Origin of the sequence: Tardibacter chloracetimidivorans, assembly GCF_001890385.1 — a bacterium.
GTDB classification, from domain to species: Bacteria; Pseudomonadota; Alphaproteobacteria; order Sphingomonadales; family Sphingomonadaceae; genus Tardibacter; species Tardibacter chloracetimidivorans.
The window spans coordinates 1134033-1156589 of record NZ_CP018221.1; the positions used below are offsets into that span (position 1 = coordinate 1134033).

The 22557-nt window shown below is 65.5% G+C and carries 26 protein-coding genes and 1 tRNA gene; 19 read left to right on the forward strand and 8 right to left on the reverse strand.

What is annotated here, in order from left to right; all coding sequences use genetic code 11:
* Positions 1 to 9: 9 nt before the first annotated feature.
* The 10 genes from BSL82_RS20410 to BSL82_RS05905 all read left to right on the forward strand — a co-directional run bounded on the left by BSL82_RS20410 (position 10) and on the right by BSL82_RS05905 (position 5139).
* Positions 10 to 165 carry a hypothetical protein gene (locus BSL82_RS20410; RefSeq protein ID WP_158010717.1) on the forward strand — a complete coding sequence of 52 codons (156 nt, stop codon included), beginning with the start codon at positions 10 to 12 and terminating at the stop codon, positions 163 to 165.
* On the forward strand, positions 158 to 409 hold the full coding sequence (locus BSL82_RS05865; RefSeq protein ID WP_072596449.1) for a hypothetical protein: 252 nt from the start codon (positions 158 to 160) through the stop codon (positions 407 to 409). Before BSL82_RS20410 ends, BSL82_RS05865 begins: the two co-directional genes overlap by 8 nt.
* Entirely contained in the window at positions 406 to 639 is a 234-nt protein-coding gene (locus tag BSL82_RS05870; RefSeq protein ID WP_072595878.1) for a hypothetical protein, read from the forward strand. Before BSL82_RS05865 ends, BSL82_RS05870 begins: the two co-directional genes overlap by 4 nt.
* Positions 632 to 1192: a 3'-5' exonuclease gene (locus tag BSL82_RS05875; RefSeq protein ID WP_072596450.1), complete on the forward strand. Its 561-nt coding sequence runs from the start codon at positions 632 to 634 to the stop codon at positions 1190 to 1192. Before BSL82_RS05870 ends, BSL82_RS05875 begins: the two co-directional genes overlap by 8 nt.
* On the forward strand, positions 1185 to 1481 hold the full coding sequence (locus BSL82_RS05880; protein WP_072596451.1) for a MarR family transcriptional regulator: 297 nt from the start codon (positions 1185 to 1187) through the stop codon (positions 1479 to 1481). The genes BSL82_RS05875 and BSL82_RS05880 overlap by 8 nt, the downstream gene beginning before the upstream one ends.
* Positions 1474 to 2550 carry a phage Gp37/Gp68 family protein gene (locus BSL82_RS05885; RefSeq protein ID WP_072596452.1) on the forward strand — a complete coding sequence of 359 codons (1077 nt, stop codon included), beginning with the start codon at positions 1474 to 1476 and terminating at the stop codon, positions 2548 to 2550. Before BSL82_RS05880 ends, BSL82_RS05885 begins: the two co-directional genes overlap by 8 nt.
* Entirely contained in the window at positions 2547 to 3002 is a 456-nt protein-coding gene (locus tag BSL82_RS05890) for a hypothetical protein (RefSeq protein ID WP_072596453.1), read from the forward strand. The genes BSL82_RS05885 and BSL82_RS05890 overlap by 4 nt, the downstream gene beginning before the upstream one ends.
* Positions 2999 to 3259, forward strand: coding sequence for a hypothetical protein (locus BSL82_RS05895; protein WP_072596454.1), 261 nt, complete (start codon positions 2999 to 3001; stop codon positions 3257 to 3259). Before BSL82_RS05890 ends, BSL82_RS05895 begins: the two co-directional genes overlap by 4 nt.
* Positions 3252 to 3689 (forward strand): DUF4326 domain-containing protein, encoded by a 438-nt coding sequence (locus BSL82_RS05900; protein WP_072596455.1) that lies wholly within the window; start codon positions 3252 to 3254, stop codon positions 3687 to 3689. Before BSL82_RS05895 ends, BSL82_RS05900 begins: the two co-directional genes overlap by 8 nt.
* Before the next feature lie 154 nt (positions 3690 to 3843).
* Positions 3844 to 5139 carry a phage integrase SAM-like domain-containing protein gene (locus BSL82_RS05905; protein ID WP_158010718.1) on the forward strand — a complete coding sequence of 432 codons (1296 nt, stop codon included), beginning with the start codon at positions 3844 to 3846 and terminating at the stop codon, positions 5137 to 5139.
* 34 nt (positions 5140 to 5173) lie between these two features.
* Here BSL82_RS05905 and BSL82_RS05910 read toward each other — a convergent pair.
* Both BSL82_RS05910 and cpdR read right to left on the reverse strand, forming a co-directional pair.
* Positions 5174 to 5248: transfer RNA gene (locus BSL82_RS05910), tRNA-Val, on the reverse strand.
* 65 nt (positions 5249 to 5313) lie between these two features.
* Positions 5314 to 5688, reverse strand: a complete 375-nt coding sequence (gene cpdR / locus BSL82_RS05915) for a cell cycle two-component system response regulator CpdR (RefSeq protein ID WP_072596456.1) — start codon at positions 5686 to 5688, stop codon at positions 5314 to 5316.
* Between the two features lie 100 nt (positions 5689 to 5788).
* On the opposite strand from cpdR, the gene BSL82_RS05920 reads away from it, so the two are divergent.
* The gene (locus BSL82_RS05920; RefSeq protein WP_072596457.1) at positions 5789 to 6694 is read left to right on the forward strand and encodes an N-formylglutamate amidohydrolase; all 906 of its coding nucleotides are present in this window, start codon (positions 5789 to 5791) and stop codon (positions 6692 to 6694) included.
* Between the two features lie 159 nt (positions 6695 to 6853).
* Here the strand turns inward: BSL82_RS05920 and BSL82_RS05925 are convergent, their stop codons facing one another.
* From BSL82_RS05925 to BSL82_RS05940, 4 genes are all read right to left on the reverse strand, one after another.
* Positions 6854 to 7399 (reverse strand): cytochrome b, encoded by a 546-nt coding sequence (locus BSL82_RS05925; RefSeq protein WP_226998644.1) that lies wholly within the window; start codon positions 7397 to 7399, stop codon positions 6854 to 6856.
* Positions 7383 to 8201: a SapC family protein gene (locus BSL82_RS05930; protein WP_072596459.1), complete on the reverse strand. Its 819-nt coding sequence runs from the start codon at positions 8199 to 8201 to the stop codon at positions 7383 to 7385. The genes BSL82_RS05925 and BSL82_RS05930 overlap by 17 nt, the downstream gene beginning before the upstream one ends.
* Positions 8202 to 8282: 81 nt before the next feature.
* Positions 8283 to 9701 carry an FAD-binding oxidoreductase gene (locus tag BSL82_RS05935; protein WP_072596460.1) on the reverse strand — a complete coding sequence of 473 codons (1419 nt, stop codon included), beginning with the start codon at positions 9699 to 9701 and terminating at the stop codon, positions 8283 to 8285.
* A gap of 174 nt (positions 9702 to 9875) precedes the next feature.
* Entirely contained in the window at positions 9876 to 10898 is a 1023-nt protein-coding gene (locus BSL82_RS05940) for an IS1595 family transposase (RefSeq protein WP_048575010.1), read from the reverse strand.
* Between the two features lie 127 nt (positions 10899 to 11025).
* Here BSL82_RS05940 and BSL82_RS05945 point away from each other — a divergent pair, with 127 nt between their 5' ends.
* The 3 genes from BSL82_RS05945 to BSL82_RS05955 all read left to right on the forward strand — a co-directional run bounded on the left by BSL82_RS05945 (position 11026) and on the right by BSL82_RS05955 (position 14093).
* Positions 11026 to 11463, forward strand: a complete 438-nt coding sequence (locus BSL82_RS05945) for a hypothetical protein (RefSeq protein WP_158010719.1) — start codon at positions 11026 to 11028, stop codon at positions 11461 to 11463.
* 84 nt (positions 11464 to 11547) lie between these two features.
* Positions 11548 to 12936 (forward strand): DEAD/DEAH box helicase, encoded by a 1389-nt coding sequence (locus BSL82_RS05950; protein ID WP_072596462.1) that lies wholly within the window; start codon positions 11548 to 11550, stop codon positions 12934 to 12936.
* A 134-nt stretch (positions 12937 to 13070) separates the two neighbouring features.
* Positions 13071 to 14093 carry a GGDEF domain-containing protein gene (locus tag BSL82_RS05955; RefSeq protein WP_158010720.1) on the forward strand — a complete coding sequence of 341 codons (1023 nt, stop codon included), beginning with the start codon at positions 13071 to 13073 and terminating at the stop codon, positions 14091 to 14093.
* Positions 14094 to 14173: 80 nt separating this feature from the next.
* On the opposite strand, the gene BSL82_RS05960 is transcribed toward BSL82_RS05955, so the two are convergent.
* A complete protein-coding gene (locus BSL82_RS05960; RefSeq protein WP_072596464.1) occupies positions 14174 to 15955 on the reverse strand; it encodes an ABC-F family ATP-binding cassette domain-containing protein in 1782 nt (593 codons plus the stop codon).
* 81 nt (positions 15956 to 16036) lie between these two features.
* Between BSL82_RS05960 and BSL82_RS05965 the strand changes: the two genes are divergently transcribed.
* The 3 genes from BSL82_RS05965 (at position 16037) to BSL82_RS05975 (ending at position 18621) form a co-directional block, all read left to right on the forward strand.
* Entirely contained in the window at positions 16037 to 16333 is a 297-nt protein-coding gene (locus BSL82_RS05965; RefSeq protein ID WP_226998645.1) for a hypothetical protein, read from the forward strand.
* Between the two features lie 271 nt (positions 16334 to 16604).
* Entirely contained in the window at positions 16605 to 17267 is a 663-nt protein-coding gene (locus BSL82_RS05970; RefSeq protein WP_072596466.1) for a response regulator transcription factor, read from the forward strand.
* Positions 17215 to 18621, forward strand: a complete 1407-nt coding sequence (locus tag BSL82_RS05975; RefSeq protein ID WP_072596467.1) for a sensor histidine kinase — start codon at positions 17215 to 17217, stop codon at positions 18619 to 18621. Before BSL82_RS05970 ends, BSL82_RS05975 begins: the two co-directional genes overlap by 53 nt.
* 11 nt (positions 18622 to 18632) lie before the next feature.
* Here BSL82_RS05975 and BSL82_RS05980 read toward each other — a convergent pair whose 3' ends face one another.
* Positions 18633 to 18923 carry a chorismate mutase gene (locus tag BSL82_RS05980; protein WP_072596468.1) on the reverse strand — a complete coding sequence of 97 codons (291 nt, stop codon included), beginning with the start codon at positions 18921 to 18923 and terminating at the stop codon, positions 18633 to 18635.
* A gap of 162 nt (positions 18924 to 19085) precedes the next feature.
* Between BSL82_RS05980 and BSL82_RS05985 the strand changes: the two genes are divergently transcribed.
* Together BSL82_RS05985 and hrpB are read left to right on the forward strand one after the other, a co-directional pair.
* Positions 19086 to 20099: a polyprenyl synthetase family protein gene (locus BSL82_RS05985; RefSeq protein ID WP_072596469.1), complete on the forward strand. Its 1014-nt coding sequence runs from the start codon at positions 19086 to 19088 to the stop codon at positions 20097 to 20099.
* Positions 20096 to 22549, forward strand: coding sequence for an ATP-dependent helicase HrpB (gene hrpB, locus BSL82_RS05990; protein ID WP_072596470.1), 2454 nt, complete (start codon positions 20096 to 20098; stop codon positions 22547 to 22549). Before BSL82_RS05985 ends, hrpB begins: the two co-directional genes overlap by 4 nt.
* Positions 22550 to 22557 lie beyond the last annotated feature (8 nt).

Sequence of the window (22557 nt, forward strand, 5' to 3'; positions counted from 1 at the left end):
AGGATCGACATGCAGCAGCAAGCATCCACCGATTGCCCTGAGCGCCTCGACGCCGACCGCTGGCGGCGCGTCCATCTGGCGGGCGACCGCAACCCGCCGATCCGGCTCATCCGGGGCAAGGTCTTCGCCTTCCCCGCCAAGGGCGAGGTCCTGCGCAATGGCTGATTCGATTGAACAGCGCCACCGCGCCAACATGAACGCAATCGCGGACGTACTCGACAGACAATTCAACCCGCCCGGCAGCGTCCGCAAGATCGTGTTCACCCTATTCATAGCCGAAAGCGGCAAGATGGAGGGAGGGCGCGTCAACTACATCAGCAACGGCCAGCGCGACGACATGACCACGATGGTCAAGGAGTGGTTGGCGCGCGTGGAAGGCCGCTTTTCGCAACAGGAAGGCCGCTCATGAGCGGCGATCAGGACCTCTCGCGCGAGATCCGCCACATGGTCCGCGAGGCCTCGGACATTATCGAGGATCCGCGCGCCGCGCAGGAAATGGCGATCGGCATCTTCGCCACCATCCTCTCGGCCGTGCCGCCCGTGCATCGGCGCATCATCGGCCTGCACCTGGTCAATCGTGCCATCGCCCATCTGGGCGACCAGCCCGCATCACCGAAAGGCATTACCATCCATGGCTGATCACACGCACATCATGGTTGATCTGGAAACGCTCGGCACCGCAGCCGGATGCACAATCCTGTCCATCGGCGCCGTTGCCTTCAATCCGCTGTCGGGGATGATCGGAGGCAACTTCTACTGCAACGTCGACCGCGCAAGCTGTGAAGCGATTGGCTTGAAGACCAATCCCGCGACCGTCGCGTGGTGGGCACAACAATCCGTCGAGGCACGGGCAGCGCTTGAGGCAAACCCATATCCTATCGACGTCGCGCTTGACGCGTTTTCCTATTTCTACAGGGACAACGACGGCACGCACCTGTGGGGCCATGGGGGAAACTTTGACGCTCCCGTTCTGGAATCGGCATTTATCGCCGCTGGTATGGACCTGCCGTGGAAATACAGCGCCGCACGCTGCACGCGCACCATATACGAACTCGCCGGCGTAGCGCCCGATCGCATGAAAGGCGTCCATCACAACGCGCTGGACGATGCAATCAACCAGGCTGCGGCGGTGATCGCCGCCTATGGCGTTCTGAAACCAGCGATGGTTGCGAAGGAAGCGGCCCATGGGTGATCTCGCATCCATGTCGCTGGCCTGCATCAAGGCAGGCGTTCCTTCCGATCTCACGATGCGCCAGCTCGCGCTGCTGCATGTCGTGTCGAGCGGGAGACAGCAGGTCCGCGACCTCGCCAAGACGCTCGGCGTCTCCAAGCCGGTCATCACGCGGGCGGTCAATTCGCTCGCAGAAAGCCGCCTGGTCGAGCGCGAGCCTGACCCTGCCGATGGGCGGAACGTACTGATCGCGATCAGGCCAGACGGCAAGTGGTTGCTGGAGCAGATCCGGGAGGTGGCGCATGGCTGAGAACACCAAAATCGAGTGGGCCGACGCGACGTGGAACCCGGTCACCGGCTGCAGCGTCGTCTCGCCGGGCTGCACCAATTGCTATGCGATGAAGCTGGCGGGCACGCGGCTGCAGCACCACCCGTCGCGCTATGGGCTGACCGTCGGCAGCAAGGCCGGGCCGGTCTGGAACGGCGAGGTGCGCTTTAACGAGCAATGGCTGGACCAGCCGCTGCGCTGGAAGCGCCCGCGCAAAATATTTGTCTGCGCGCATGGCGACCTGTTTCACGAGAAGGTGCCCGACGAATGGATCGATCGGGTGTTCGCCGTCATGGCGCTCGCCCCGCCGCACATTTTCCAGGTGCTCACCAAGCGCGCCGACCGGATGCGGGCGTATATGGCTCGCCTTTCGGCCGAAGGTCAGACGCGCTGGGCAGCTGACATTTTGTCAGACGCTGCCCGTGACATCGGGATCGACGAAGACGGATGCTGCGCGGTCGCAAACTGGATCAATGGGCTTTCCCGTTGGCGCCATGCTCCGCCAGATCACAATTCGCTTGATGGCACGCAGCCTCGCTGGCCCCTCCCCAACGTCTGGCTGGGCGTGTCGGTCGAGGATCAGGTGCGCGCGGATGAGCGCCGGGAAGACTTCGCGAACACCCCGGCCGCGATCAAGTTTGTCAGCTACGAACCCGCGCTCGGCCCCGTGGACTGGGCGGGATGGGATTTCGTCGACCAGATCATTAGCGGCGGCGAGAGCGGTCCAGACGCACGCCCGTCGCATCCAGATTGGCACCGCGCTACGCGTGATTTCTGCGCCGCCAACGACATAGCCTATTTCTTCAAGCAATGGGGTGCTTGGCTTCCGTGGCAACCGGAGCATCTTCCTGATTGGAAGGCGCAGGATGGCCGTCTGATGGACCGCCACCACCTCCCGGACTTCAACGATGTTGATCTAAAGGGATGGACCGACTCCTGTCTTTATGACGGCGACGACATTTGCGTACACGAGCGCGTCGGCAAGAAGCGCGCCGGCCGCCTGCTGGACGGCGTCCTGCACAGCGCATTCCCGCAGCAGGTGCCGGCATGAAGGGCGCCGACCAATGCCCGCGCTGCGCCAGCCGCCGCTGGACCGCGATCAAGAATCCCCACGACCAGTTCTATGCGAGCGATATCCGCATCTGCGCGAACTGCCGCACTGCATGGGAGCCGTTCGACCCGGCCGATATCGGCATTGCCGGCGAACCCCGCTCCGCCTTTCGGGAGCCGTGCAACAACTGCGCATTCCGTAAAGGCAGCCCCGAGCAGGCCGACAAGGCCGAATGGGCGAAGAAGCTCTACCAGCTGGAGCGCGGGGCCAGCTTCCACTGCCACAAGGGCGTGCCGATCTCTCCCGACAGCGAGAACGGCTTCGACTATCCCGAAGACGGCAAGAACCCGCTCAAGCTGCGCCTATGCCGCGGCTTTCTCAACGCCTGCGTCGGCAAGCGGATGCGCGAGCATGCGGCCGATGTCCCTGCCGAACCTTGGAGCGATGAATGATCGTCATCCGCGTAGAACTCTGGTCGGCCGTCACCGGCAAGGTGAGCGAGATCGCCCGCATGCACATCTGCAACACCGGCGGCACCGTAGAGCGCGGCGACTATGTGGCGCAGACCTTCAAGGGCCGCAGTTCCGACACGCTTTCGCGCCGCCAGATCCAGCGCTCCGGCAACGTGCGCGATCACCCGCGCCTGACGCAGCACGTCTGGAACCTTGTCGCAAAGGCGCTCAAATCCATGGGGTACGGCGATGCCTAAGCGTATCAAGCTCGGCCGCACGAAGGGCTGGCGCATGCCGACGAACGCAAAGAAGGTCGATCGCTCGACCCGCTACGGCAATCCCTATGGGCCAAAGCAGATCGGAATATGCGTCACCTCTTGGGGATATCCGGCGCCGATCCTTCCGTTGCGGGAACCGCCCAGCCTTGAGCGAGCGCTCGACCTCTACACAGCGCATGCTCACACCCAGCTGGAGCATGACCCGGATTTCTTCGAACCGCTGCGCGGCTATGATCTGGGCTGCTGGTGCAAGCTCTGCGAGCGGCACAAGCACGGCAAGCCGTTTCTCGAAAACTGCCCTGACTGCGCCCCATGCCATGCCGATATCGTTGGCATAATCGCCAATTTCGAACGGGGCGATCTGGCCGTCGCCCTCGAACGCCGGAACATTGACGAGGCATCCAAATGAACCCGCTTCTCTCCCTCGATCGACACCTGTCGCGCGCGCTGGAAACCGGGCGCGGCATCCGGCTGTCACCGGAAGAGGTTGATCTTGTCTGCGCAACGGGCGCTTATGACGCCATCCACCGTGCCGCAGAGCAGGAACTGAGGAACCAGGCAAAATGCCGAAACGCGCAAAGACGCCGCCAATCTATCACCGTGGCGGATACACACTCGACTGGGACCGAAAGGCCGACGGCTCGCTCCGGTCCCCCTTCCTCGCCGTCTTCTGGTATGACGCAGCGACCCGACGCATCCGAAGCGCTTCAACGCGCACAGGCGATGCTGTCGCTGGCCGGAAATTCCTCGACGCGCTCTACCTCCAGAACAGCCAGGGCGAAGCCGTCTGCCACGCATGCGGCCAGGCGCTGAACGGCCACGGCGGGTCTATTCTGCTCGCCACCGCCATCGGCAATTATCTGGCGACCGAAGTTGATGAGAAGGCCTCGGCCGAGGCCATCCGTCACCGCCTCGCCCATATCGTGAACTATCTGGGCACGCTCCAGAGCGCCGACATCAGCTGCGACCAGGTCGATGAGCCATGGGTCGCGCGGTTCCGCAAATGGATGATCGCCCGGCCGATCGTCAGCCCGACCGGCAAGACACGGCCCCGATCGCCGGCCACAGTCGAAAACAGCGTGCTGCAGCTCCAGGCGGTCATCAACGCGGCCCATGCGCGGGGCGACGCCCGCAAGCCCGCCCAGTTCCGGCCGATCGCCGCCAAGCAGGTGAACCGCACCCCGCGCCACCGCGCCGATGTCGATCAGCTGGCGGCGATGTTCCGCTATTGCATAGATCCTGCGCCAGATGCCGCCAGAAGCCCGGAGGAGCGCCAGCGGCGCATTCGGGAGCGTCAGGCCCTCCATCGCTTCCTGATCGTCTCCGTGGCCACGTTGGCGCGCCCGGATGCGGCGCACGATGTGTCGCTAGATCCAAGGCGGTCGCAATGGGACGCAACGCATGGCGTGCTGGATCTGAATCCGCGCGGTCGACGCCAGACCCGCAAGTATCGGGCGACGGTCTGGATGCCCTACCAGGTGCGCCCGCATCTGGACGCCACCAAAGGCTTTTTCGTCGGGCCGCTCAGCGTCAAGAAATCATGGGAAGCAATGGCGGCCGAGATCGGCCTGCCGGGCGAGGGCGAAGCGGGGATGAAGCTTGTGCGCCGATCGATGGCGCAGCTGCTGCGCCGGCCCGACCTGAAGGTGCCGGTCGAGCAGGTGGAATTGCAGCTGGGCCACCGCCGCATCGAGTCCACGTCAGAACTGTATGCGCCGTTCCAGCCGGACTATCTGCCCGACGCCAGACGCGCGATCGAGACGATCATTGATGAGATTGAAGCCGTTGTTCCCGGCGCGTTTCACCGGAGCGACACCGGAGAGAAGCCCAACGTGGTGCCGATCAAGGCCGCACAATGAGCGATTTAAACGAGACATTTCAACGGGTTGGGAGTGGTGGACGCGGCAAGGATTGAACTTGCGACCCCTGCGATGTCAACACAGTGCTCTACCACTGAGCTACGCGTCCACGCGGGCGCTCTTAGCCAAGGCGCGATGCCCGCGCAAGCGCCCCTTCGACAAAATCTGCTCGCGTCAGGCGGGAGTGGCGCCAAGCTCGAACAGCCGGTCCACCTCGGCCACCAGATCGCGGAGATGGAACGGCTTGGAGAGCACCTTGGCGTTGCTGGTCGGCCCTTCGCCCCGGTTCAGCGCAACCGCGGCAAAGCCGGTGATGAACATCACCCGCATCGCAGGCGCAAGCGCGACGGCGCGCTGGGCAAGCTCGATCCCGTCCATCTCGGGCATGACGATATCGGTGAGAAGCAGGTCGAAACCGCCGGTCGCAACCAGCGGCAGCGCGGCCGTGCCGCGATCCACCGAAGTGACCGTGTAGCCCGCCCGCTCCAGCGCACGGCCGATATAGACACGCATCGACTCATCGTCTTCAGCGAGGAGTATTCTTGGCATTTCCGCTGACACGCTCCCACAGAACCGCTACCTTTGCCCGGGTTGCCGTTATGCCAGAATAGATTAACAAAGTCGCCACAGCATTTGCCGAGAGACCCGATTGACGAAGCTTGACCCGCCGGTTCCCGGCCAGCCCGGGACGGTATATATCGAACACCCGCCCCAGCCTTTCGTGGAGACGGGGGGCGTTGCGGGCGGTCCGGTGCTGATCTCCGTCCCTCACAGCGGGCGCTATTATCCGCGCGAACTGGTCGAGCAGGTCCGGCTCCCGATCGATGATCTGCGGATGCTTGAAGACTTGCTTGTCGATCATCTGATCGAGGAGGCGATCGGCCGGAATGTCCACACCATAACGAACAACTACGCCCGTGCATGGATAGACCTGAACCGGCGCGAGACCGAGCTTGACCCGCGCCAGCTTTCGCCCCGCCCCGCCGCCCATATCGATCAGCGGTCCCCCCGCGTGGTGGCGGGACTGGGCCTCATCCCGCTGACGTCGGGATCAGGCCGCGCGCTGTACGACGGCCCGTTGGCGATGGACATGATCGCGAGTCGGATCGAGCGGGTCCACCGCCCCTATCATGCGCGGATCGCCGCCGGGCTGGGCGCGATGAAGGAGCGGTTCGGCGCCGCATTGCTTTGCGACCTGCACTCCATGCCTCCCCTGCCCGCAGCGCAGGCGGCGGACATCGTCCTGGGCGATCGTCATGGGCGCACCGCAGCCCCGGCGCTGGTCGACACGGCGGCCGCCTGGCTGACGCAACAGGGCTATCGCGTCACGCGCAACCGCCCTTATGCCGGGGGGCATAGCGTGGAGCTGCACGGCCGGCCCGAACGGGCATGCCATGCGATCCAGATCGAGTTCGACCGGCAACTGTATCTGGAATCCGACGGACGCACGCTCAGCCGCAACGCGCCGGGCGTCGCCAGGCTGATCGCCGGGCTAGCGCGGGTGCTGCAGGAGTGCCTTGATACCGATTCGGGGACGCGCCTTGCGGCGGAATGATACCCTGATCAAATAAAGGACCACCCTGTGAAATCACAGGGTGGCCAAGGTTCAGGGAGGAAACGCGCCTTGCGGCACGTTACACGGGTGCGAAAGGGGAACGCGACACCGTGCAAAATCAAGATAGGACGATTGGCTGATCTTTTCAAGGCGAGCCGTTCAGACTTTTGGCAACATTCTGGCAAGCACGTCGTCACGGTCGAAAAACTGGTGTTTCAGAGCGCCTGCGATGTGGAGGCCAAGCACCGCAATCGTCGTAAAAGCCAGTATTTCATGCGCCTCGCTCCATAAACCCGTCGCGCTTCTGCTCTGTTCGACCGGCAGGAACGGAAGCTGGAACATGCCGAAGTATTCCAGCGGAAATCGGAGCGGCGACGCCGAGGCCGTCAGCCACCCGGTGAGCGGCAACGCGATTATTGCGACATAGAAGAACAGATGAGTCGCGCGCGCCGCCAGCACCTGCCAGCCGGGCATCGCTGCCGGAAGCGGCGGCGGCCGGTGTGAAAGCCGCCACGCCAGCCGCAACAGGCTGAGCGCCAGAATGGTGAGGCCGATCGACTTGTGCGCCGCCATGATCGCCAACTCATTGGCGCGACCGAACAGTTCGTGTCCGAGGCCAAGCGCGATGTTGGCCACGATCAGCAGCGCGATCACCCAGTGAAGGGCGATCGCCACCGCCGAATAGCGGCTAGTCGTTTGCAACACCTTGGTCCGCCCCTTCCACCGACGCAGGCGCATCGCCCGCCGGGGTCGACGGCGGCAGGTTACCTTCCGCCATCTGGCGCGTGAACAGATCGCGGATCAGCGACAGCGAGAAGAGATGCGCGTAGATCAGCCCCATCGCGCCCGACTGGATCATCTTGCGGGAGACATCGCCGCGCAGTTCGCGAAGCTTGTCTTCGGCCACCATGCGAAAGCCGCGATAGACGAAGGGTTTGTCCGCGCCTTCCGGCTGGATCGAAACCTCGCCGTCGATGAGCAGGCCGTTTTTGTCGAGGTCGGCAATCAGCGCCGCGGTGCGCGCGCCGGACTGCTCGAACTGTTCGCAAAAGTTCAGGATCGCCTTTGTCGTTTCGCTCGGCTGCCCCTCGCTGAAAAGCGGATCGCCTTCACCCTCTGCGGAGATGATGCCCGACGACGGATCGAAGCACAAAGAAAGCTCCTCTGAATCAGGCCGCAGTCGCGCCAGAAGAAACGGATAGCGCCTGAGATAGGCGGGGATATAGCTCTCGCCCCTGAAGCGGCCCTCCGCGTCGACGAACAGGTTCATGCCTTCGTGAAGGCCCATCAGCGCCAGCGGCACCGGATTGGGACCGCTCGTGAAGATGATCGGGTAATCGCGCTGGGCAAGCACGAACTCGTCCACCGTCAGCGGCACGGCGTGAAGCGACGCGACGGCCTGCAGCGCGTCTTTCGGATTCAGCCGATGCCCTGCGTGGTTGGTCGACGACAGAGGCTCAAGCTCGACGTATAAAACCGGAAGGGCATTCTGTGCAGCGCTGGCCATTTGGTTCCTCTCTAGGCGCGGAGGTGATCCGGCAGCGCCGCTCACCACAGGTCTTGCCGTCCTCACTATGGAAAGCCGGGCCTATTCGCAAGGCGGCAGAAGCTTGCCCGGGTTCATGATTCCCTTGGGGTCCAGCGCCTGCTTGATGGACCGCATCCACTCAAGCTGACCAGGGGCGGCCAGCCGGGCGAACTCGTCGCGCTTCGTGACGCCGATTCCATGCTCGGCGGAAAGCGTGCCGCCCATCGCCGTCACCGCATCGTGCACGAAGCGGTTGATTGCGTCGATGTGCCGCCCCAGCCATTCGCCGCCGTCGCCCAATGGCGGCCTGACGTTGAAATGGACGTTGCCGTCGCCAAGATGGCCGAACGCAAGGACGCGCGCGCCGGGAAAGGCGGCTTCGACCTCGGGCGTGGTCTGCAGGATGAACGCGGGCATGTCGCCCACCGTCACCGCGACGTCGTGCTTGGCGGCCGGGCCTTCGCGGCGCTCCGCCTCCGACATCGACTCGCGCAGCAGCCAGAACGCCTCGGCCTGCGCCGCGCTTTGCGCGATCACGGCGTCGGCGATCTCGCCCGCCTCAAGCGCATCGGCCAGCGCCTGTTGCACGATAGCGGCAAGCGGATCGCCCGGACGCGCCGTATCCGCTTCGATCAGCACCTGCCACTCATGGCGGCCGCCAAGCGGGGAACGCGCGGCCGGCAGATGCGCCAGCACCAGGTCAAGGCCGCATTGGGGAAGAAGCTCGAAGCTGCTCACCTGCCCGCCCGTCGCCGCCTCCATCCGCCTGAGGAGCGCGAGAGCGGCGGGTAGCCGGGCGAGGCCCGCCCATGCCGTCACCCGCTCCACCGGGCGCGGCACAAGCGCAAGCGTCGCCGCCGTGACCACGCCCAGCGTCCCTTCCGCGCCGATCAAAAGGTGCTTCAGGTCATAGCCCCGATTGTCCTTCCTCAGCGGTTTCAGGCCATGGTGGACCGTGCCATCGGCAAGGACCGTTTCCAGCCCGAGCGTCAGCGCGCGCATCGTGCCGTAGCGCAGCACCTGCACCCCGCCGGCATTGGTCGACACCAGCCCGCCCACCGTCGCCGATCCCTTGGCCGCGAGTGACAGCGGAAAGAAGCGGTCGCCCGCTTCGGCGGCGTCATGCACATCGGACAGGATCACCCCGGCCTCGGCGACGAGGGCGTTGTCCTCCCCCGAGACGGAGCGGATTTTGCGCATCCGCCGCATCGAGAGCAGCAGCGCGCGGCCATCGGCATCGGGCGTCGCCCCGGCGACCATCGAGGTGTTGCCGCCTTGCGGCGCCAGCGGCACGCCTTCTTGCGCCGCCGCCTGCACCACGAAACGGACTTCTTCGAGCGAGGCCGGGCTCACCATCGCAAGCGCCTTGCCCGTCACCCTGCCCCGCCAGTCGGTGAGCCATGGCGCAAGCTCGTCCGCCGCATCGGCATAGCCTTGCGGACCCAATCGCTCGCGGAGCCTGCGCAGAAACGGCAGCATCAGCAGCGCGCCGGATATTGGCGGATCATGTCGAAAGGCGTTGACCTGAATGTGCCCCGACGGTCAAGGTTCAGCCGCCATTCAAGCGCAAGGCGAATAAGGGGCAGCAAACCCCAGGGAGCGTATCCGGTACGGCGTGACTGTCTTGTTGATGTTCTTTCCGTGCCTATCCGCTTAAGGCATACACCCACTAGATATGGTATGGTGGGTCCATTGGCCTGAGTAGAGTTCGGCAAAGGTCGGCGCCTCGATATCACTGGCGATCCCGAGGAGGGATCGGAAGGCGTTGAACGGGTAGAAGCGGCGATTGAAGCGGAAAGTGAACTCGTTGAGGTAGGCTTGCAGATGCTTGGTGCTGACGCCGTGGTGGATGCCGTTGAGCCACGCTTTGAGGTTTGAGAACACCAGATGGACGATGGGCAGGAACTCTTCGGACACCTCCGGGTCGCCACACTGGGCGATGGCGTGATGGTCGTAACCGCCGCCCTGCAACCCGCTATAGCCGCTCCAATCATCGGTGATGACCAGCGTTCCCGGCTCGACCGCGCTCTGTACAAAGCCACCAAGGGCACCGGCACTGCGGTCTGCACCGATGGCCAATCGAACCCTTCCGGCATAGCGTCCGTTCCGGCGGCGGTCCTGGCCAGTGCCAGGCTCCCGGTGACGAACTTCGACGGCGGCGACCACCAGCGTTTTGTGGTGGGTTCCCCGGCCTTCGCCGCGCGTTCGCCCGCCGATCCAGGTCTCATCGACCTCGACATGCTGACCGCTCTGCCCGCCGATCCGATCCTGATCGGGGCGCACCATCGCGGCGCGCAGTTTATGGAGCAGGCCAAAGGCCGTCTCGTACCGGGTCAGGCCAAGCTGGCGCTGCAACTGGACGGCAGATATGCCGGTCGTCTGACTCGCAACCAGGTAAGCGGCCCAGAACCACACGCTGAGCGGGATGTGGCTTCGTTCCATGGCCGTGCCGACCATCAGGCCGGTCTGACGGCGACACGAGCGGCACATCAGGATGACAGGCCGAGTGGTGAAACGAAACGGATCGCCGACGACGCCACAGCGTGGGCACGCAAATCCATCAGGCCAGCGAGCTTTTTCAAGCCAGGACGCGCAAGCGCCATCATCCGGGAAAAGCCGCTGGAACTCGGGGAGGGATTTCGGGAACGGCAGCTTGTCGCGGTCAAGAACGTCCACAATCCCCACCCTTTACAACCGCTTTGGGTGGCACCAAGCCGCAGGAAAAGTCAGGCGCGCGCCACAAGGCAGCCACTAGATGTAGTGGGTGTATGCGTCAAGCGGATAGGCACGGTTCTTTCTTGCCGTGATCGGCATGGGCCCGACGGCGACCCCGGCGTCCGCGCACGGCCGCGCCGAAGGCGCTTCGCCGCAGCCGGGCTATGTCCAGCAGGGCGAGATCACCGTCAGGCGCAAGATCATCGTCCGCGTGCCCGTTCACCGGCAGGGTCCGCCGCTGAAATGGACCGAAAAAAAGAAAAGCCGCAAGTGCATCAATGTCGATGAGATCGCGGGGGCGAGCCTTTCTTCCCCCGATGCGCTGGACCTCATCTTCCGGGGCGGCGAACGCTGGCGGATGAAGTTCAAGGAGGAATGCCCCGGCCTGAGCTTCTACGAGGGCTTTTACCTGCGCCCCGCCACCGACCGGCAGATCTGCGCGCAGCGCGACGTGATCCACCCGCGATCCGGCGGCGAATGCGAAATCCGGACTTTCAGGCTGCTGAAGGCCGAAATCGACGATTAATCTCCGGATTCCTTGACAAGCGCCGCTTGTGTGGTCAAGCGCCACCCATGTGCGGCTTGCCGCGCCCCAGCATCCGGAAACCAAATGAGCTTTGCCGACCTAGGCCTTTCAGACGAATTGCTCCGCGCCGTCGAGGACAGCGGCTATACCGAGCCGACGCCGGTCCAGCGTCAGGCCATTCCGTCGGTGCTGATGAACAAGGACCTGATTGCCATCGCGCAGACCGGCACGGGCAAGACCGCGTCCTTCGTGCTGCCGATGATCGACATATTGTCCCACGGCCGCGCCCGGGCGCGGATGCCGCGTTCGCTCATCCTGGAGCCGACGCGCGAACTGGCGGCGCAGGTCGCCGAGAACTTCGAGAAATACGGCAAGAACAGCAAGCTTTCGATGGCGCTTCTGATCGGCGGCGTCGGCTTTGGCGACCAGGACAAGGCGCTGGAAAAGGGCGTCGACGTGCTGATCGCGACACCCGGTCGCCTCATGGACCAGTTCGGGCGCGGCAAGATATTGCTGTCGGGCGTCGACATTCTGGTGATCGACGAGGCCGACCGGATGCTGGACATGGGCTTTGTGCCCGACATCGAGGCGATCTGCTCCAAGCTTCCACCCCGCCGCCAGACGCTGCTCTTTTCCGCGACGATGCCGCCGCCGATCAAGAAGCTGGCCGACCGCTTCCTCACCGAGCCGCGCCATATCGAGGTTGCCCGCCCCGCCGCCGCCAACGCGCTCATCACCCAGCGGCTGGTCGAATCGACCGTGCGCGGCAAGCGCGACACGCTGCGCGCCCTGTTGCGGGAAGGCGTCAAGAACGCGATCATCTTCGCCAACCGCAAGACCACGGTGCGCGACCTTGCCGCAAGCCTGAAGCGCCACGGCTTTGCGGTGGGGCAGATCCACGGCGACATGGAACAGGCCGAGCGTCTGCGCGAGCTTGACCGGTTCAAGGCCGATGAAATCAACGTCCTCGTCGCGTCCGATGTCGCGGCACGGGGGCTGGACATCAAGGGCGTGAGCCACGTCTTCAACTTCGACGTGCCGTGGCACCCGGACGATTATGTCCACCGGATCGGCCGCACTGGCCGCGCCGGGGCGACCGGCACGGCGATCACCCTCTACACGGCCGAGGATGCCGAGGCGATCGACCAGATCGAAAAGCTGACCAAGACCAACATCGACCGGACGCCGCTTTCGGGACAAGCGCCCGCCGCCCCTTCCGGCCCGTCCGACGAGGCGGACGACCAGCCCCGCAGCCAGCCAAGGCGCGGCCGCTCCCGCTCCGCTGCCAAGCCCGCAGGCGACGCCCCTGCGAAACCACGGGTACAGACCGCAGGCGCCGCCCCTGCAAAGCCACGGGCACAGACCGCTCCCGAACCCGTTCGGGCAGAGCAGGCCCCGCCGTTACCGGTAGACGCCAACCCGGAGTGGAACGGGCCGGTCCCCGCATTTCTTCAGGTGCGGCTCCACGGCTGAAGGAATAACGTTCCTTTCCCGAAATAAAAATGCACCGGAATTGGTGTTTAATTTACGCTTTGTCCTCAAATTGACCGCTGCGCAGTCGTAAATCCATGTGCCGCACACCTAGCGGCTGGAAAGGTGCAGTGCGGGTGACGGACACGGTTGAGACTCTGGAGCGCGTCAAGGCGCTGATGATCGAGGGCGGACTGCCCCCGACGCCGATCAACTATGATCTCTGCTACCGCTATGTCGCCGCGACCGACGCCGGTTTCGTCAAGGCGGTGGATGCGGCGCGGCGCGAGGGCAAGTTCAACGGCAGGACAGCAACCCGGTTGCGCGCGACATTTTTCGGGCAGACCGAGGAGGATGTACTTGCCGAGTTGATGGACGAAACCAAGGATCAGCTGGATCGCATCGCCGAGCATGTCGAGTCGTCCGGCGGGGACGCCCGGCTCTACAAGCAAGCGCTCGACGGCAGCAGCAGGTCGCTGGAAAAAGGGCTGGACCCTGACACGCATCGCGCCCTGCTGACGAAAATGGCTGCCGCGACACAGGCGATGATCGAGAAGACGTCGCAGCTTGAAGATCAGCTTGTGTCGTCGAGCAAGGAGATCCTGAGCCTGAGGCGCGATCTGGAAAAGGCGCGCTCGGAAAGCCGCACCGATCCATTGACCGGCCTTCCGAACCGCAAGGCCTTCAATGCCTATCTGGAAGCGCAGACCGCCCGCGCGCTGGCGGACCGAAAGCCGCTGACTTTGTGCTTCCTCGACATCGATCATTTCAAGAACTTCAACGACCGCTGGGGACATGCGCTGGGCGACGAAGTGCTGAGGCTGGTCGCGCAGAGCATGGAGCATTTCTTCCACGGGCTTGGGTTCGCGGCGCGCTATGGCGGCGAGGAGTTCGTCATCGTGCTGCCCGGCAAGGACCTGGAAGCGGCGGGCGACATCGCCGAACAGTTCCGCGACTTCATCGGCTCACGCACGATCCGCTCCAAGCAGCGCAACGAGGATGTCGGCAAGATCACGCTGTCGCTGGGCGTGTCGCAGATGCGCCGCGACGACAGCCTCGAAAGCTTCATCGACCGCGCCGACACCGCGCTCTATGCAGCCAAGCAGGGCGGCCGCAACCAGGTGGCCATCGAAGCGCCCGCGACCGAGGTGGCTGCCTAAGGTCAGCGCGGTTTAGGTGGAATCACCTCCGCTCACCCTGAGCGCTTCGATGTAGTCAGGACAGCCCAGCCGATACTGCATCAGCCGCCGAGCGCCTCGGCCTTTTCGGCAAGCTCCAGCCAGCGCTCCTCGGCCGCGTCCAGCTTTGCGCGCGCATCCGCGACCGCGCCGGTGAGCCTTTCGAAACCCGCGGGGTCGCGGGCATAAAGCGCGGGATCGGACAGCAGCGCCTCGTCCCGCGCGATCGCCGCGTTCAGCGCCTCGATCCGCTCCGGCAGCTGCTCCAGCTCGAACTTTTCCTTGAAGCTGAGCTTCGTCTGCACCTTTGGCGCGGAGGGGGCGGGTCGGCCCTTCGGGGCGGCGCTGCTTTCGGCGGGCTGCGGCTTGCGCCTCGATTCCCAGTCCTTGTAGCCGCCCGCCACGATATCGGCCTTGCCCGACCCGTCCAGCCCCACCACCGCCGTTACCGTGCGATCAAGGAAATCGCGGTCATGGCTGACGATCAGCACCGTCCCATCATAGTCGGCGATCACTTCCTGCAGCAGGTCCAGCGTCTCCATGTCGAGATCGTTGGTCGGTTCGTCCAGCACCATCAGGTTGGACCTGCGGGCGAACTCGCGCGCAAGCAGCAGGCGGGATTGCTCGCCGCCCGACAATGTTTCTATCCGTGCGTCGGCAAGGCCCGGCTCGAACAGGAAATCCTTCAGATAGCCCTGGATGTGCTTTTTCTGGCCCAGCACCTCCACCCAGTCGCCGCCGTCGGCCAATATGTCGCGCACGGTCTTGCCGGGCTGAAGCAGCTTGCGCTGCTGGTCGATCACCACCCGATCCAGCGTCTTTGCGCGGCGGACGGTGCCCTCGTCCGGCTCCAGTTCCCCCATCAGGAGCCTGAGCAGGGTCGTCTTGCCGGTGCCGTTCGCGCCGACGATGCCGATGCGGTCGCCCCGCTGCACGCGAAGGGTGAGATCCTTCAATATCGTGCGGTCGCCGAAGCGCTTCGTCACATTCTCCGCATCAATGACGATCTTGGTCTTGCTCTCGCCGCTTTCGGCCGCCAGCCGGGCGACGCCGGCCGGGCCCTGCATGGAACGGCGAACCTCGCGCATTTCCTCCAGCTTGCGGAGCCGCCCCTGGTTGCGCCTGCGCCGCGCAGTGACGCCGCGCTGAAGCCAGTGCAGTTCCTGCGCCAATTTGGTGTCGAGCCGCTGCGCGTTTCGCGCCTCTTCCTCATAGACCTTTTCCGTCCATGCCTCGAAACCGCCGAAACCCACCTCCGCCCGCCTGATGCCGCCGCGCTCCAGCCACAGGGACGAACGCGTCAGCCGGGTCAGGAAGGTGCGGTCATGGCTGATCGCGATGAATGCGCCGTTGTAGCGGGAGAGCCAGTTCTCCAGCCAGTCGATCGCGGCCAGGTCCAGATGGTTGGTCGGCTCGTCAAGCAGCAGGACATCGGGGTTCATCGCCAGCGCCCTTGCGATGGCGGCGCGCCTGCGCTCCCCACCGCTCGCGGTCGCCGCTTCCCGGCTGAGATCGACGCCGATCTGATCTGCGACGGCCGCCACCTCGTGCAGGGCGGGGGCGTCCGGCCCTTGCAGCGCATAATCCTGCAGGCTGCTGAATCCCGCGACGGCCGGGTCCTGCTCCAGCAGCACGACCCGCGCGCCCGGCCGCACCGTGCGCCTGCCCTCGTCCGCCTCGATCCGTCCCGCGAGCAGCTTCAGCAGCGTGGTCTTGCCAGCACCATTCCTGCCGACCAGGGCCAGCCGGTCGCGTTCCTCGATGAAAATGTCCAGCCCACGGAACAGCCAGCCGGCGCCCTGAACCAGTCCTAATCCTTCAAATGCGAGAATGGGTGCGGCCATGATGCAACAACGCTTTTCTAACGATGAACACGCTATTCAGGGCCTATTCACGCCAAAAAGGACATGTCAAAAGCCATGTGGATGAGATTGGCAGTAACCGCGTTCGGCCTTGGAAGCCTTGCCCTTGGCGCTGCCCCCGCAGAGGCGCGCCGCGATCAGGACGAGGCCTATCGGGCGGCACGCAGCGGCGAGATCCGCTCGCTGCCCGATATACGAGCGCGTGTCCATCCCCGGATGCGCGGCGCGGAACCCCTCGGCAATGAGGAATATGACGCCGCGTCACGCACCTATCGTCTGAAATATCTGAGGAACGGATCGAAGATCTGGGTGGATGTGGACGCGCGCACTGGCGCTGTCGTCGGTCGTTCTGGTAACTAGGGTCAGGACCCATTAAGCACATGGCCGTGGCTTGAAGCAAAAAGCGCCACGACCAGAAGAGAGTGAGGCGCATAGTGGTGCTATGTAACGAACGATCGACGCCGTCGTGGCGCTTTTGGGCCAAGCCGCCTTGCGGTGGTCCGCTGCGGGCGACCTGCTTCGTCGAACGGCTTTTCCGGGGGGACAAGCCCCGCAATGCGCCGTTCTCCTCGCATTTCATCCCGCATCGGGCCACCACGGCTCATGCGATCAATGGGTCCTGACCCTCCTTATGCGAATCCTTATTGTTGAAGATGAGCCCAACCTGGGCCGCCAACTCCGCTCCACGCTTGAAGGCGCGGGCTATGCCATAGACCTCGCGACCGATGGGGAGGACGGGCATTATCTCGGCTCCACCGAGAATTACGACGCGGTGATCCTCGACCTCGGCCTGCCCGAGGTGGACGGGCTGACCGTGCTCGACCGCTGGCGCAAGGAAGGCAAGACCACGCCCGTGCTGGTGCTGACCGCGCGGGACAGCTGGTCGGACAAGGTCGCCGGGCTGGACGCCGGGGCGGACGACTATCTCGCCAAGCCGTTCCAGACCGAGGAGCTGATCGCCCGGTTGCGCGCGCTGATCCGCCGCGCCACGGGCAATGCCTCGTCAGAGCTGACCGCAGGGCCGGTGCGGCTCGACACCCGTTCCGGCCGCGTGACGCTGAACGGCGAGCCGGTGAAGCTGACCGCCCAGGAATACAAGCTGCTCAGCTATCTGCTTCACAACAAGGGCAAGGTGGTTTCCCGCACCGAACTGATCGAGCATATCTACGATCAGGATTTCGACCGTGATTCGAACACGATCGAGGTTTTCGTCACCCGCATACGGAAGAAGCTTGGGGCCGATGTCATCACCACAATCCGCGGCCTCGGATACAGCCTCGACGAACCCGCCTGACGGCCGGCTGAGGACGATCATGCGCGGGTCGCTGACCCAGCGGATGATCGTGATTGCCGCAGCCTGGATTTTCGTCCTGCTGGCGGGCGGCGCGTTCGCGCTGGACCGGGTGCTGACCAACGCCATAACCCGCAATTTCGACGCGCAGCTTTCCTATGCGCTGAACGCCATGATCGCATCGGCCGAGATCGGCCCCGACGGCGAGGTGCGCTTTTCCCGGCCGCTTGGGGACCAGCGGTTTCTGGAGCCCTATTCCGGCCTTTACTGGCAGGTCACGGCCCCGGAAGCAGAGCCGTTCCGTTCCCGCTCGCTCTGGGACCGGGCGATCGACACCGAGGAAGCTCCGGCAAGCGAAGAGCTGTACGCCCATGACACATATGAGTTTCCGCAGGAGCCGCTTCGCGTGCTGCAACGCGATGTGCGGCTGCCCGGCAGCGACAGGCTGTGGCGCTTCCAGGTCGCCGAAACACGCGTTGGGCTGAACGAGCAGATCCATGTCCTGCGGTCCACGCTGGGCTGGTCGTTCGCGGCGCTTGGCCTTGGGCTGGTGGTGCTCGCCGCGTTGCAGGCGGCCTATGGGCTATGGCCGCTGCGCAAGGTGCGGCGCGCCATTTCGGAAATCCGATCCGGCCGCATGAACCGGGTGCCGACCGACTTCCCGCCCGAGATCGAGCCGCTGGTGGCCGAACTGAACGCGCTGATCGAGCACACTGAAGCGCAATCCGAAGCGGCCCGGCGACACGCCGGAAACCTCGCCCATGCGCTGAAAACGCCGATGGCGGTGCTGATGAACGAGGCCATGGCGCGCGAGCCGGATCTGGCGGAAACCGTGATCCGCGAAACCGGCGTGATGCGCCGCCAGATCAACCATCATCTCGCCCGCGCGCGCGCCATCGGCCGCCGTGCGGCAGGGCATGCGCGCGCAGAGGTGTGGCCTTCGCTGGAGGCGGTCGCCCGCGCCGTGTCGCGGATGCATTCGCACGCCACCGTGGATATCACCGGAGACCGGCACGCGGCCGTCGCGGGCGAACGGCAGGACCTTGAGGAAATGCTCGGCAACCTGATCGAGAATGCCGCCAAATATGGCAGCGGCCGGGTGTTCGTGACGGTGGAACGCAATGGCGAGTTCATCGACATTCTGATCGAGGATGACGGCCCCGGCATTCCCGAAGAACGGCGGGCCGAATTGTTCGGACGCGGCGCGCGGCTGGACACCTCCAAACCCGGGACCGGCCTTGGCCTGTCCATCGTCCGCGACGTCGTCGAAATCTATGGGGGCAAGATAATCCTTGCCGAAAGCGAGGACCTGGGCGGGCTTGCCGCCACGCTGCGGCTTCCGGCGGCCGAGGGGTAGAGCGGCGGGCGCTATTGATCGCGCAGCCGCTCGTGATGGCGGATCACCTCATCGATGATGAAGCGCAGGAATTTTTCCGAGAACTCAGGGTCCAGGTTCGCGCTCTTGGCGAGCGATCGCAACCGCTCGACCTGCGCCTTCTCGCGCGCGCCATCGGCGGGGGGCAGGCCGTGGCTTGCCTTGTAACGCCCGACGGCCTGGGTGATCTTGAACCGTTCAGCCAGCATGAAGACGAGCGCCGCATCGATATTGTCGATGCTTTCGCGATATGACTCCAGTGTGTTCGCCGCCTCTCCGGACACAATTCCTCCACGCCGCCGCAATCGGGAGCATGCTTGTCGCGGCCTTCCGGCCAAAGTGCAAGCCTTGGGTGCGCAAACCACAGAGGCCAAAGCGCGAAATCTCTGCGTGAAAGCCGGAGCCCGCTTGCCTTAGCCTGCCAGAACCTTATTTAGCCCTATGTCATGACAGCGTCAGTTCATCCCTTCCCCGCGCGTCGCGCGCCCTCGCTCGATCCGCTGATGAGCCTGGTCGCAACCGACCTCAATCACGTCAATTCGGTGATCCTCGAACGGATGCAAAGCGAGGTGCCGCTGATTCCGGAGCTTGCCGGGCATCTGATCGCAAGCGGCGGCAAAAGGATGCGTCCCATGCTGACGCTGGCGGCGGCCCGCCTGCTGGATTACGCGGGCGCGCGCCACCACAAGCTGGCGGCCTGTGTCGAGTTCATCCACACCGCCACGCTCCTCCACGACGATGTGGTCGATGGCTCCGGGCTTCGTCGCGGGCGACGCACGGCCAACATCATCTGGGGCAACCCGGCAAGCGTGCTGGTGGGCGATTTTCTGTTCGCCCGTTCGTTCGAGCTGATGGTGGAGGACGGGTCGCTTCGAGTCCTTCGCATCCTGTCCAATGCGTCCGCGACGATCGCGGAGGGCGAGGTCAACCAGTTGACCGCCCAGCGGCAGGTGGAGATCAGCGAGGACCGCTATCTCGACATTATTTCGGCAAAGACGGCAGCGCTTTTCGCCGCCGCCACCCGCATCGCAGCAGTGGTGGCCGAGCGGGAGGAAGCGGTCGAGACGGCGCTGGAATCCTATGGCCGTTATCTCGGGATCGCCTTTCAGCTTGTCGACGACGCGATCGATTATTCATCGGACGAAACGACCATGGGCAAGGACCAGGGCGACGACTTCCGCGACGGCAAAGTGACGCTGCCGGTGATCCTCGCCTATGCGCGGGGCAGCGACGCGGACCGCCGGTTCTGGCGTCAGGCGATGTCGGGCGAGCGCGCGGGCGACGCCGATCTCGCCCATGCCTTCGGCCTCCTGAAATCGACCGAGGCGATTGCCGATACGCTGGACCGGGCGCGCCATTATGGCCAGCGGGCGATCGACGCGCTTGGCAGCTTTGCGCCATCGGCCGCGCGCGCTGCAATGGTCGAAACTGCCGAATTCGCGGTGGCGCGGGCGTATTGACCGCGCTTCCGGTCGAAGCCGCCCTTCCCGATCTGATCGCAGCGCTTGACGCTGCGTCGAACGCCGTCCTCATCGCCCCGCCGGGCGCGGGCAAGACGACCGCAGTGGCGCCAGCGCTGCTCGGCCGCCCGTGGCGCGACGGCAAGATCATCGTCCTCGCCCCCCGCCGCCTTGCAGCGCGCGCCGCCGCCGAACGCATGGCCGAACTTGCGGGCGAAGCCGTGGGGCGCACCATCGGCTATCGCACGCGGCTGGACAGCAAGACCTCGGCCGCGACGCGGATAGAAGTGGTCACCGAGGGCATATTCGCGAACCGCATTCAGGCCGACCCGGAGCTTGCCGGCGTTTCCGCCGTGCTGTTCGACGAAGCGCACGAACGAAGTCTGGAGGGCGACACCGCGCTTGCGCTGGCGCTCGACGCCCAAAGCGCGCTGCGGCCGGACCTGCGGCTGCTCGTCATGTCCGCCACGCTCGACGGGGCCGCCTATGCGCGGCTGATGCAGGATGCGCCCCTCATCGAGAGCGAAGGCCGAACCTTCCCTTTGGAATACAGGTATCTGGGCCGAGATGCGGGCGAGCGGATCGAGGACGCGATGGCGCGCGCGATCCGTCAGGCACTGCGCGAGAACGAGGGCGATGTGCTGGCCTTCCTCCCCGGCGTCGCCGAGATCGAACGCACGGCCGAACGGGTCGGCGACATGCCCGGCATTGCCCTTCACCGGCTGCACGGCTCGCTTTCGCCGCAAGAGCAGCGGGCCGCCGTCCGTGCCGGCTCCACTCGCAAGCTGGTGCTCGCCACTGCGATCGCGGAGACCAGCCTCACGATCGACGGTGTTCGGGTGGTGGTCGATTCAGGCCTTGCGCGCCGCCCGCGCTATGACCGTGGCAGCGGCCTCACGCGACTGGTGACCGAGCGCGTCAGCCGGGCCGCCGCCAATCAGCGGGCGGGACGCGCCGGAAGGCAAGCGCCGGGCATCGCCTATCGCCTTTGGGACGAGCAGCAGACGGCAAGCCTTCCGCCCTTCGATCCGCCGGAAATCCTTGAGGCGGACCTGAGCGGGCTGGTGCTGGACCTTGCGCTCTGGGGCGTGAACGATCCGGCGAGCCTGCGCTGGCTCGATCCGCCGCCCGCCGCCGCCGTGGCCGAAGCGCGGGACCGGCTGGCGCGGCTGGACGCGCTTGATGCGGACGGCCGCCCGACAGCGCACGGACGCGAGATCGCGCGACTGCCGCTGCCGCCGCGCCTTGGCCATATGCTGATCGCCGCCCGCGACCATGATGCGGTCGCCACCGCCGCCCGCGTCGCCGTGCTGCTCGGTGAGCGGGGGCTGGGCGGCAAGCATGCCGATCTTTCCACCCGCCTGCGCCGCTGGGCGGAGTCGCGCGATCCCCGCGCCGCATCGGCGGCAAGGCTTGCCTCGCGGTGGCAAGGTCTGGTGGAGCCCGAGGGCGGGAGCGCGCCCGTGGAAGACGACGCCGGGCTGTGCGTGGCGCTTGCCTTTCCGGACCGGGTCGCCCGGCGTCGGGGGGCCGATGGCGCGGAGTGGCTGACGGTGGGTGGACGAGGGCTGAAGCTGGACCCCGCCGATCCGCTCGCCCGGCACGAATGGCTTGCCGTGGCCGAGGCGCAGGGCAGCGCCGCATCCGCCCGCATCCTTGCCGCGGCACCCATCGACGCCGCGCTGGTGGAGCGGCTTTTCGCCAGCCGGATCGTGACCGAACGGAGCGCCCGATATGATCCGGCGACACGCGCGGTCACGCCCGAACGCCGCCGCAGGCTGGGCGCGATCACGCTTTCGCGCGGGCCGGACAGCAGCGCCGAACCCGCCGCCGTCAGCGCCGCGCTGGAAGAGGCGGTGCGCGAACATGGCCTCCACCTGCTCCCCTGGCCCGAGGAAGCGCGCGCGCTTCAGGCCCGCGTCGGCTTTGTGCGGGGGCATGACTCCAGCCTCCCCGATCTTTCGGACGAAGCGCTTGGCCGGAGCATTGCCGAATGGCTGCCGCCGCTGCTTCAGAATATCCGGCGGCTGGACGCCATATCGCCCGAGCGGCTGAACCGCGTGCTTCAGGACATGCTTGGCTGGGAGGGCGGCCGCGCGCTGGAGCGCATGGCCCCTGCCCGGCTCGCGACCCCGGCGGGATCGAACCACGAGATCGACTATGCGGCGGACGGCGGCCCAACCGTTCATGTGCGCGTGCAGGCGCTGTTCGGGCTGAAGGCGCACCCCATGGTTGCGCGCGGAGCGGTACCGCTGACGCTGGCGCTGACCTCTCCCGCCGGGCGGCCGATCCAGACCACGCGCGACCTGCCCGGCTTCTGGGCGGGAAGCTGGCAGGCGGTGGCCAAGGAAATGCGCGGCCGCTATCCAAAGCATCCCTGGCCGGACGACCCCGCCGCCGCTGCCGCCACCGTGCGGACAAAGAAGGCGGATGCGCGACGCTCCTCTTGACGTGCGGG

What these genes read in the sequence shown, in the direction of transcription:
- BSL82_RS20410 (WP_158010717.1), top strand. Translation starts at nt 10, where the DNA reads ATGCAGCAGCAAGCATCCACCGATTGCCCTGAGCGCCTCGACGCCGAC.
- BSL82_RS05865 (WP_072596449.1), top strand. Translation starts at nt 158, where the DNA reads ATGGCTGATTCGATTGAACAGCGCCACCGCGCCAACATGAACGCAATC.
- BSL82_RS05870 (WP_072595878.1), top strand. Translation starts at nt 406, where the DNA reads ATGAGCGGCGATCAGGACCTCTCGCGCGAGATCCGCCACATGGTCCGC.
- BSL82_RS05875 (WP_072596450.1), top strand. Translation starts at nt 632, where the DNA reads ATGGCTGATCACACGCACATCATGGTTGATCTGGAAACGCTCGGCACC.
- BSL82_RS05880 (WP_072596451.1), top strand. Translation starts at nt 1,185, where the DNA reads ATGGGTGATCTCGCATCCATGTCGCTGGCCTGCATCAAGGCAGGCGTT.
- BSL82_RS05885 (WP_072596452.1), top strand. Translation starts at nt 1,474, where the DNA reads ATGGCTGAGAACACCAAAATCGAGTGGGCCGACGCGACGTGGAACCCG.
- BSL82_RS05890 (WP_072596453.1), top strand. Translation starts at nt 2,547, where the DNA reads ATGAAGGGCGCCGACCAATGCCCGCGCTGCGCCAGCCGCCGCTGGACC.
- BSL82_RS05895 (WP_072596454.1), top strand. Translation starts at nt 2,999, where the DNA reads ATGATCGTCATCCGCGTAGAACTCTGGTCGGCCGTCACCGGCAAGGTG.
- BSL82_RS05900 (WP_072596455.1), top strand. Translation starts at nt 3,252, where the DNA reads ATGCCTAAGCGTATCAAGCTCGGCCGCACGAAGGGCTGGCGCATGCCG.
- BSL82_RS05905 (WP_158010718.1), top strand. Translation starts at nt 3,844, where the DNA reads ATGCCGAAACGCGCAAAGACGCCGCCAATCTATCACCGTGGCGGATAC.
- cpdR (WP_072596456.1), bottom strand. Translation starts at nt 5,688, where the DNA reads ATGCCAAGAATACTCCTCGCTGAAGACGATGAGTCGATGCGTGTCTAT.
- BSL82_RS05930 (WP_072596459.1), bottom strand. Translation starts at nt 8,201, where the DNA reads ATGGCCAGCGCTGCACAGAATGCCCTTCCGGTTTTATACGTCGAGCTT.
- BSL82_RS05935 (WP_072596460.1), bottom strand. Translation starts at nt 9,701, where the DNA reads ATGCTGCCGTTTCTGCGCAGGCTCCGCGAGCGATTGGGTCCGCAAGGC.
- BSL82_RS05950 (WP_072596462.1), top strand. Translation starts at nt 11,548, where the DNA reads ATGAGCTTTGCCGACCTAGGCCTTTCAGACGAATTGCTCCGCGCCGTC.
- BSL82_RS05960 (WP_072596464.1), bottom strand. Translation starts at nt 15,955, where the DNA reads ATGGCCGCACCCATTCTCGCATTTGAAGGATTAGGACTGGTTCAGGGC.
- BSL82_RS05965 (WP_226998645.1), top strand. Translation starts at nt 16,037, where the DNA reads ATGAGATTGGCAGTAACCGCGTTCGGCCTTGGAAGCCTTGCCCTTGGC.
- BSL82_RS05970 (WP_072596466.1), top strand. Translation starts at nt 16,605, where the DNA reads ATGCGAATCCTTATTGTTGAAGATGAGCCCAACCTGGGCCGCCAACTC.
- BSL82_RS05975 (WP_072596467.1), top strand. Translation starts at nt 17,215, where the DNA reads ATGTCATCACCACAATCCGCGGCCTCGGATACAGCCTCGACGAACCCG.
- BSL82_RS05985 (WP_072596469.1), top strand. Translation starts at nt 19,086, where the DNA reads ATGACAGCGTCAGTTCATCCCTTCCCCGCGCGTCGCGCGCCCTCGCTC.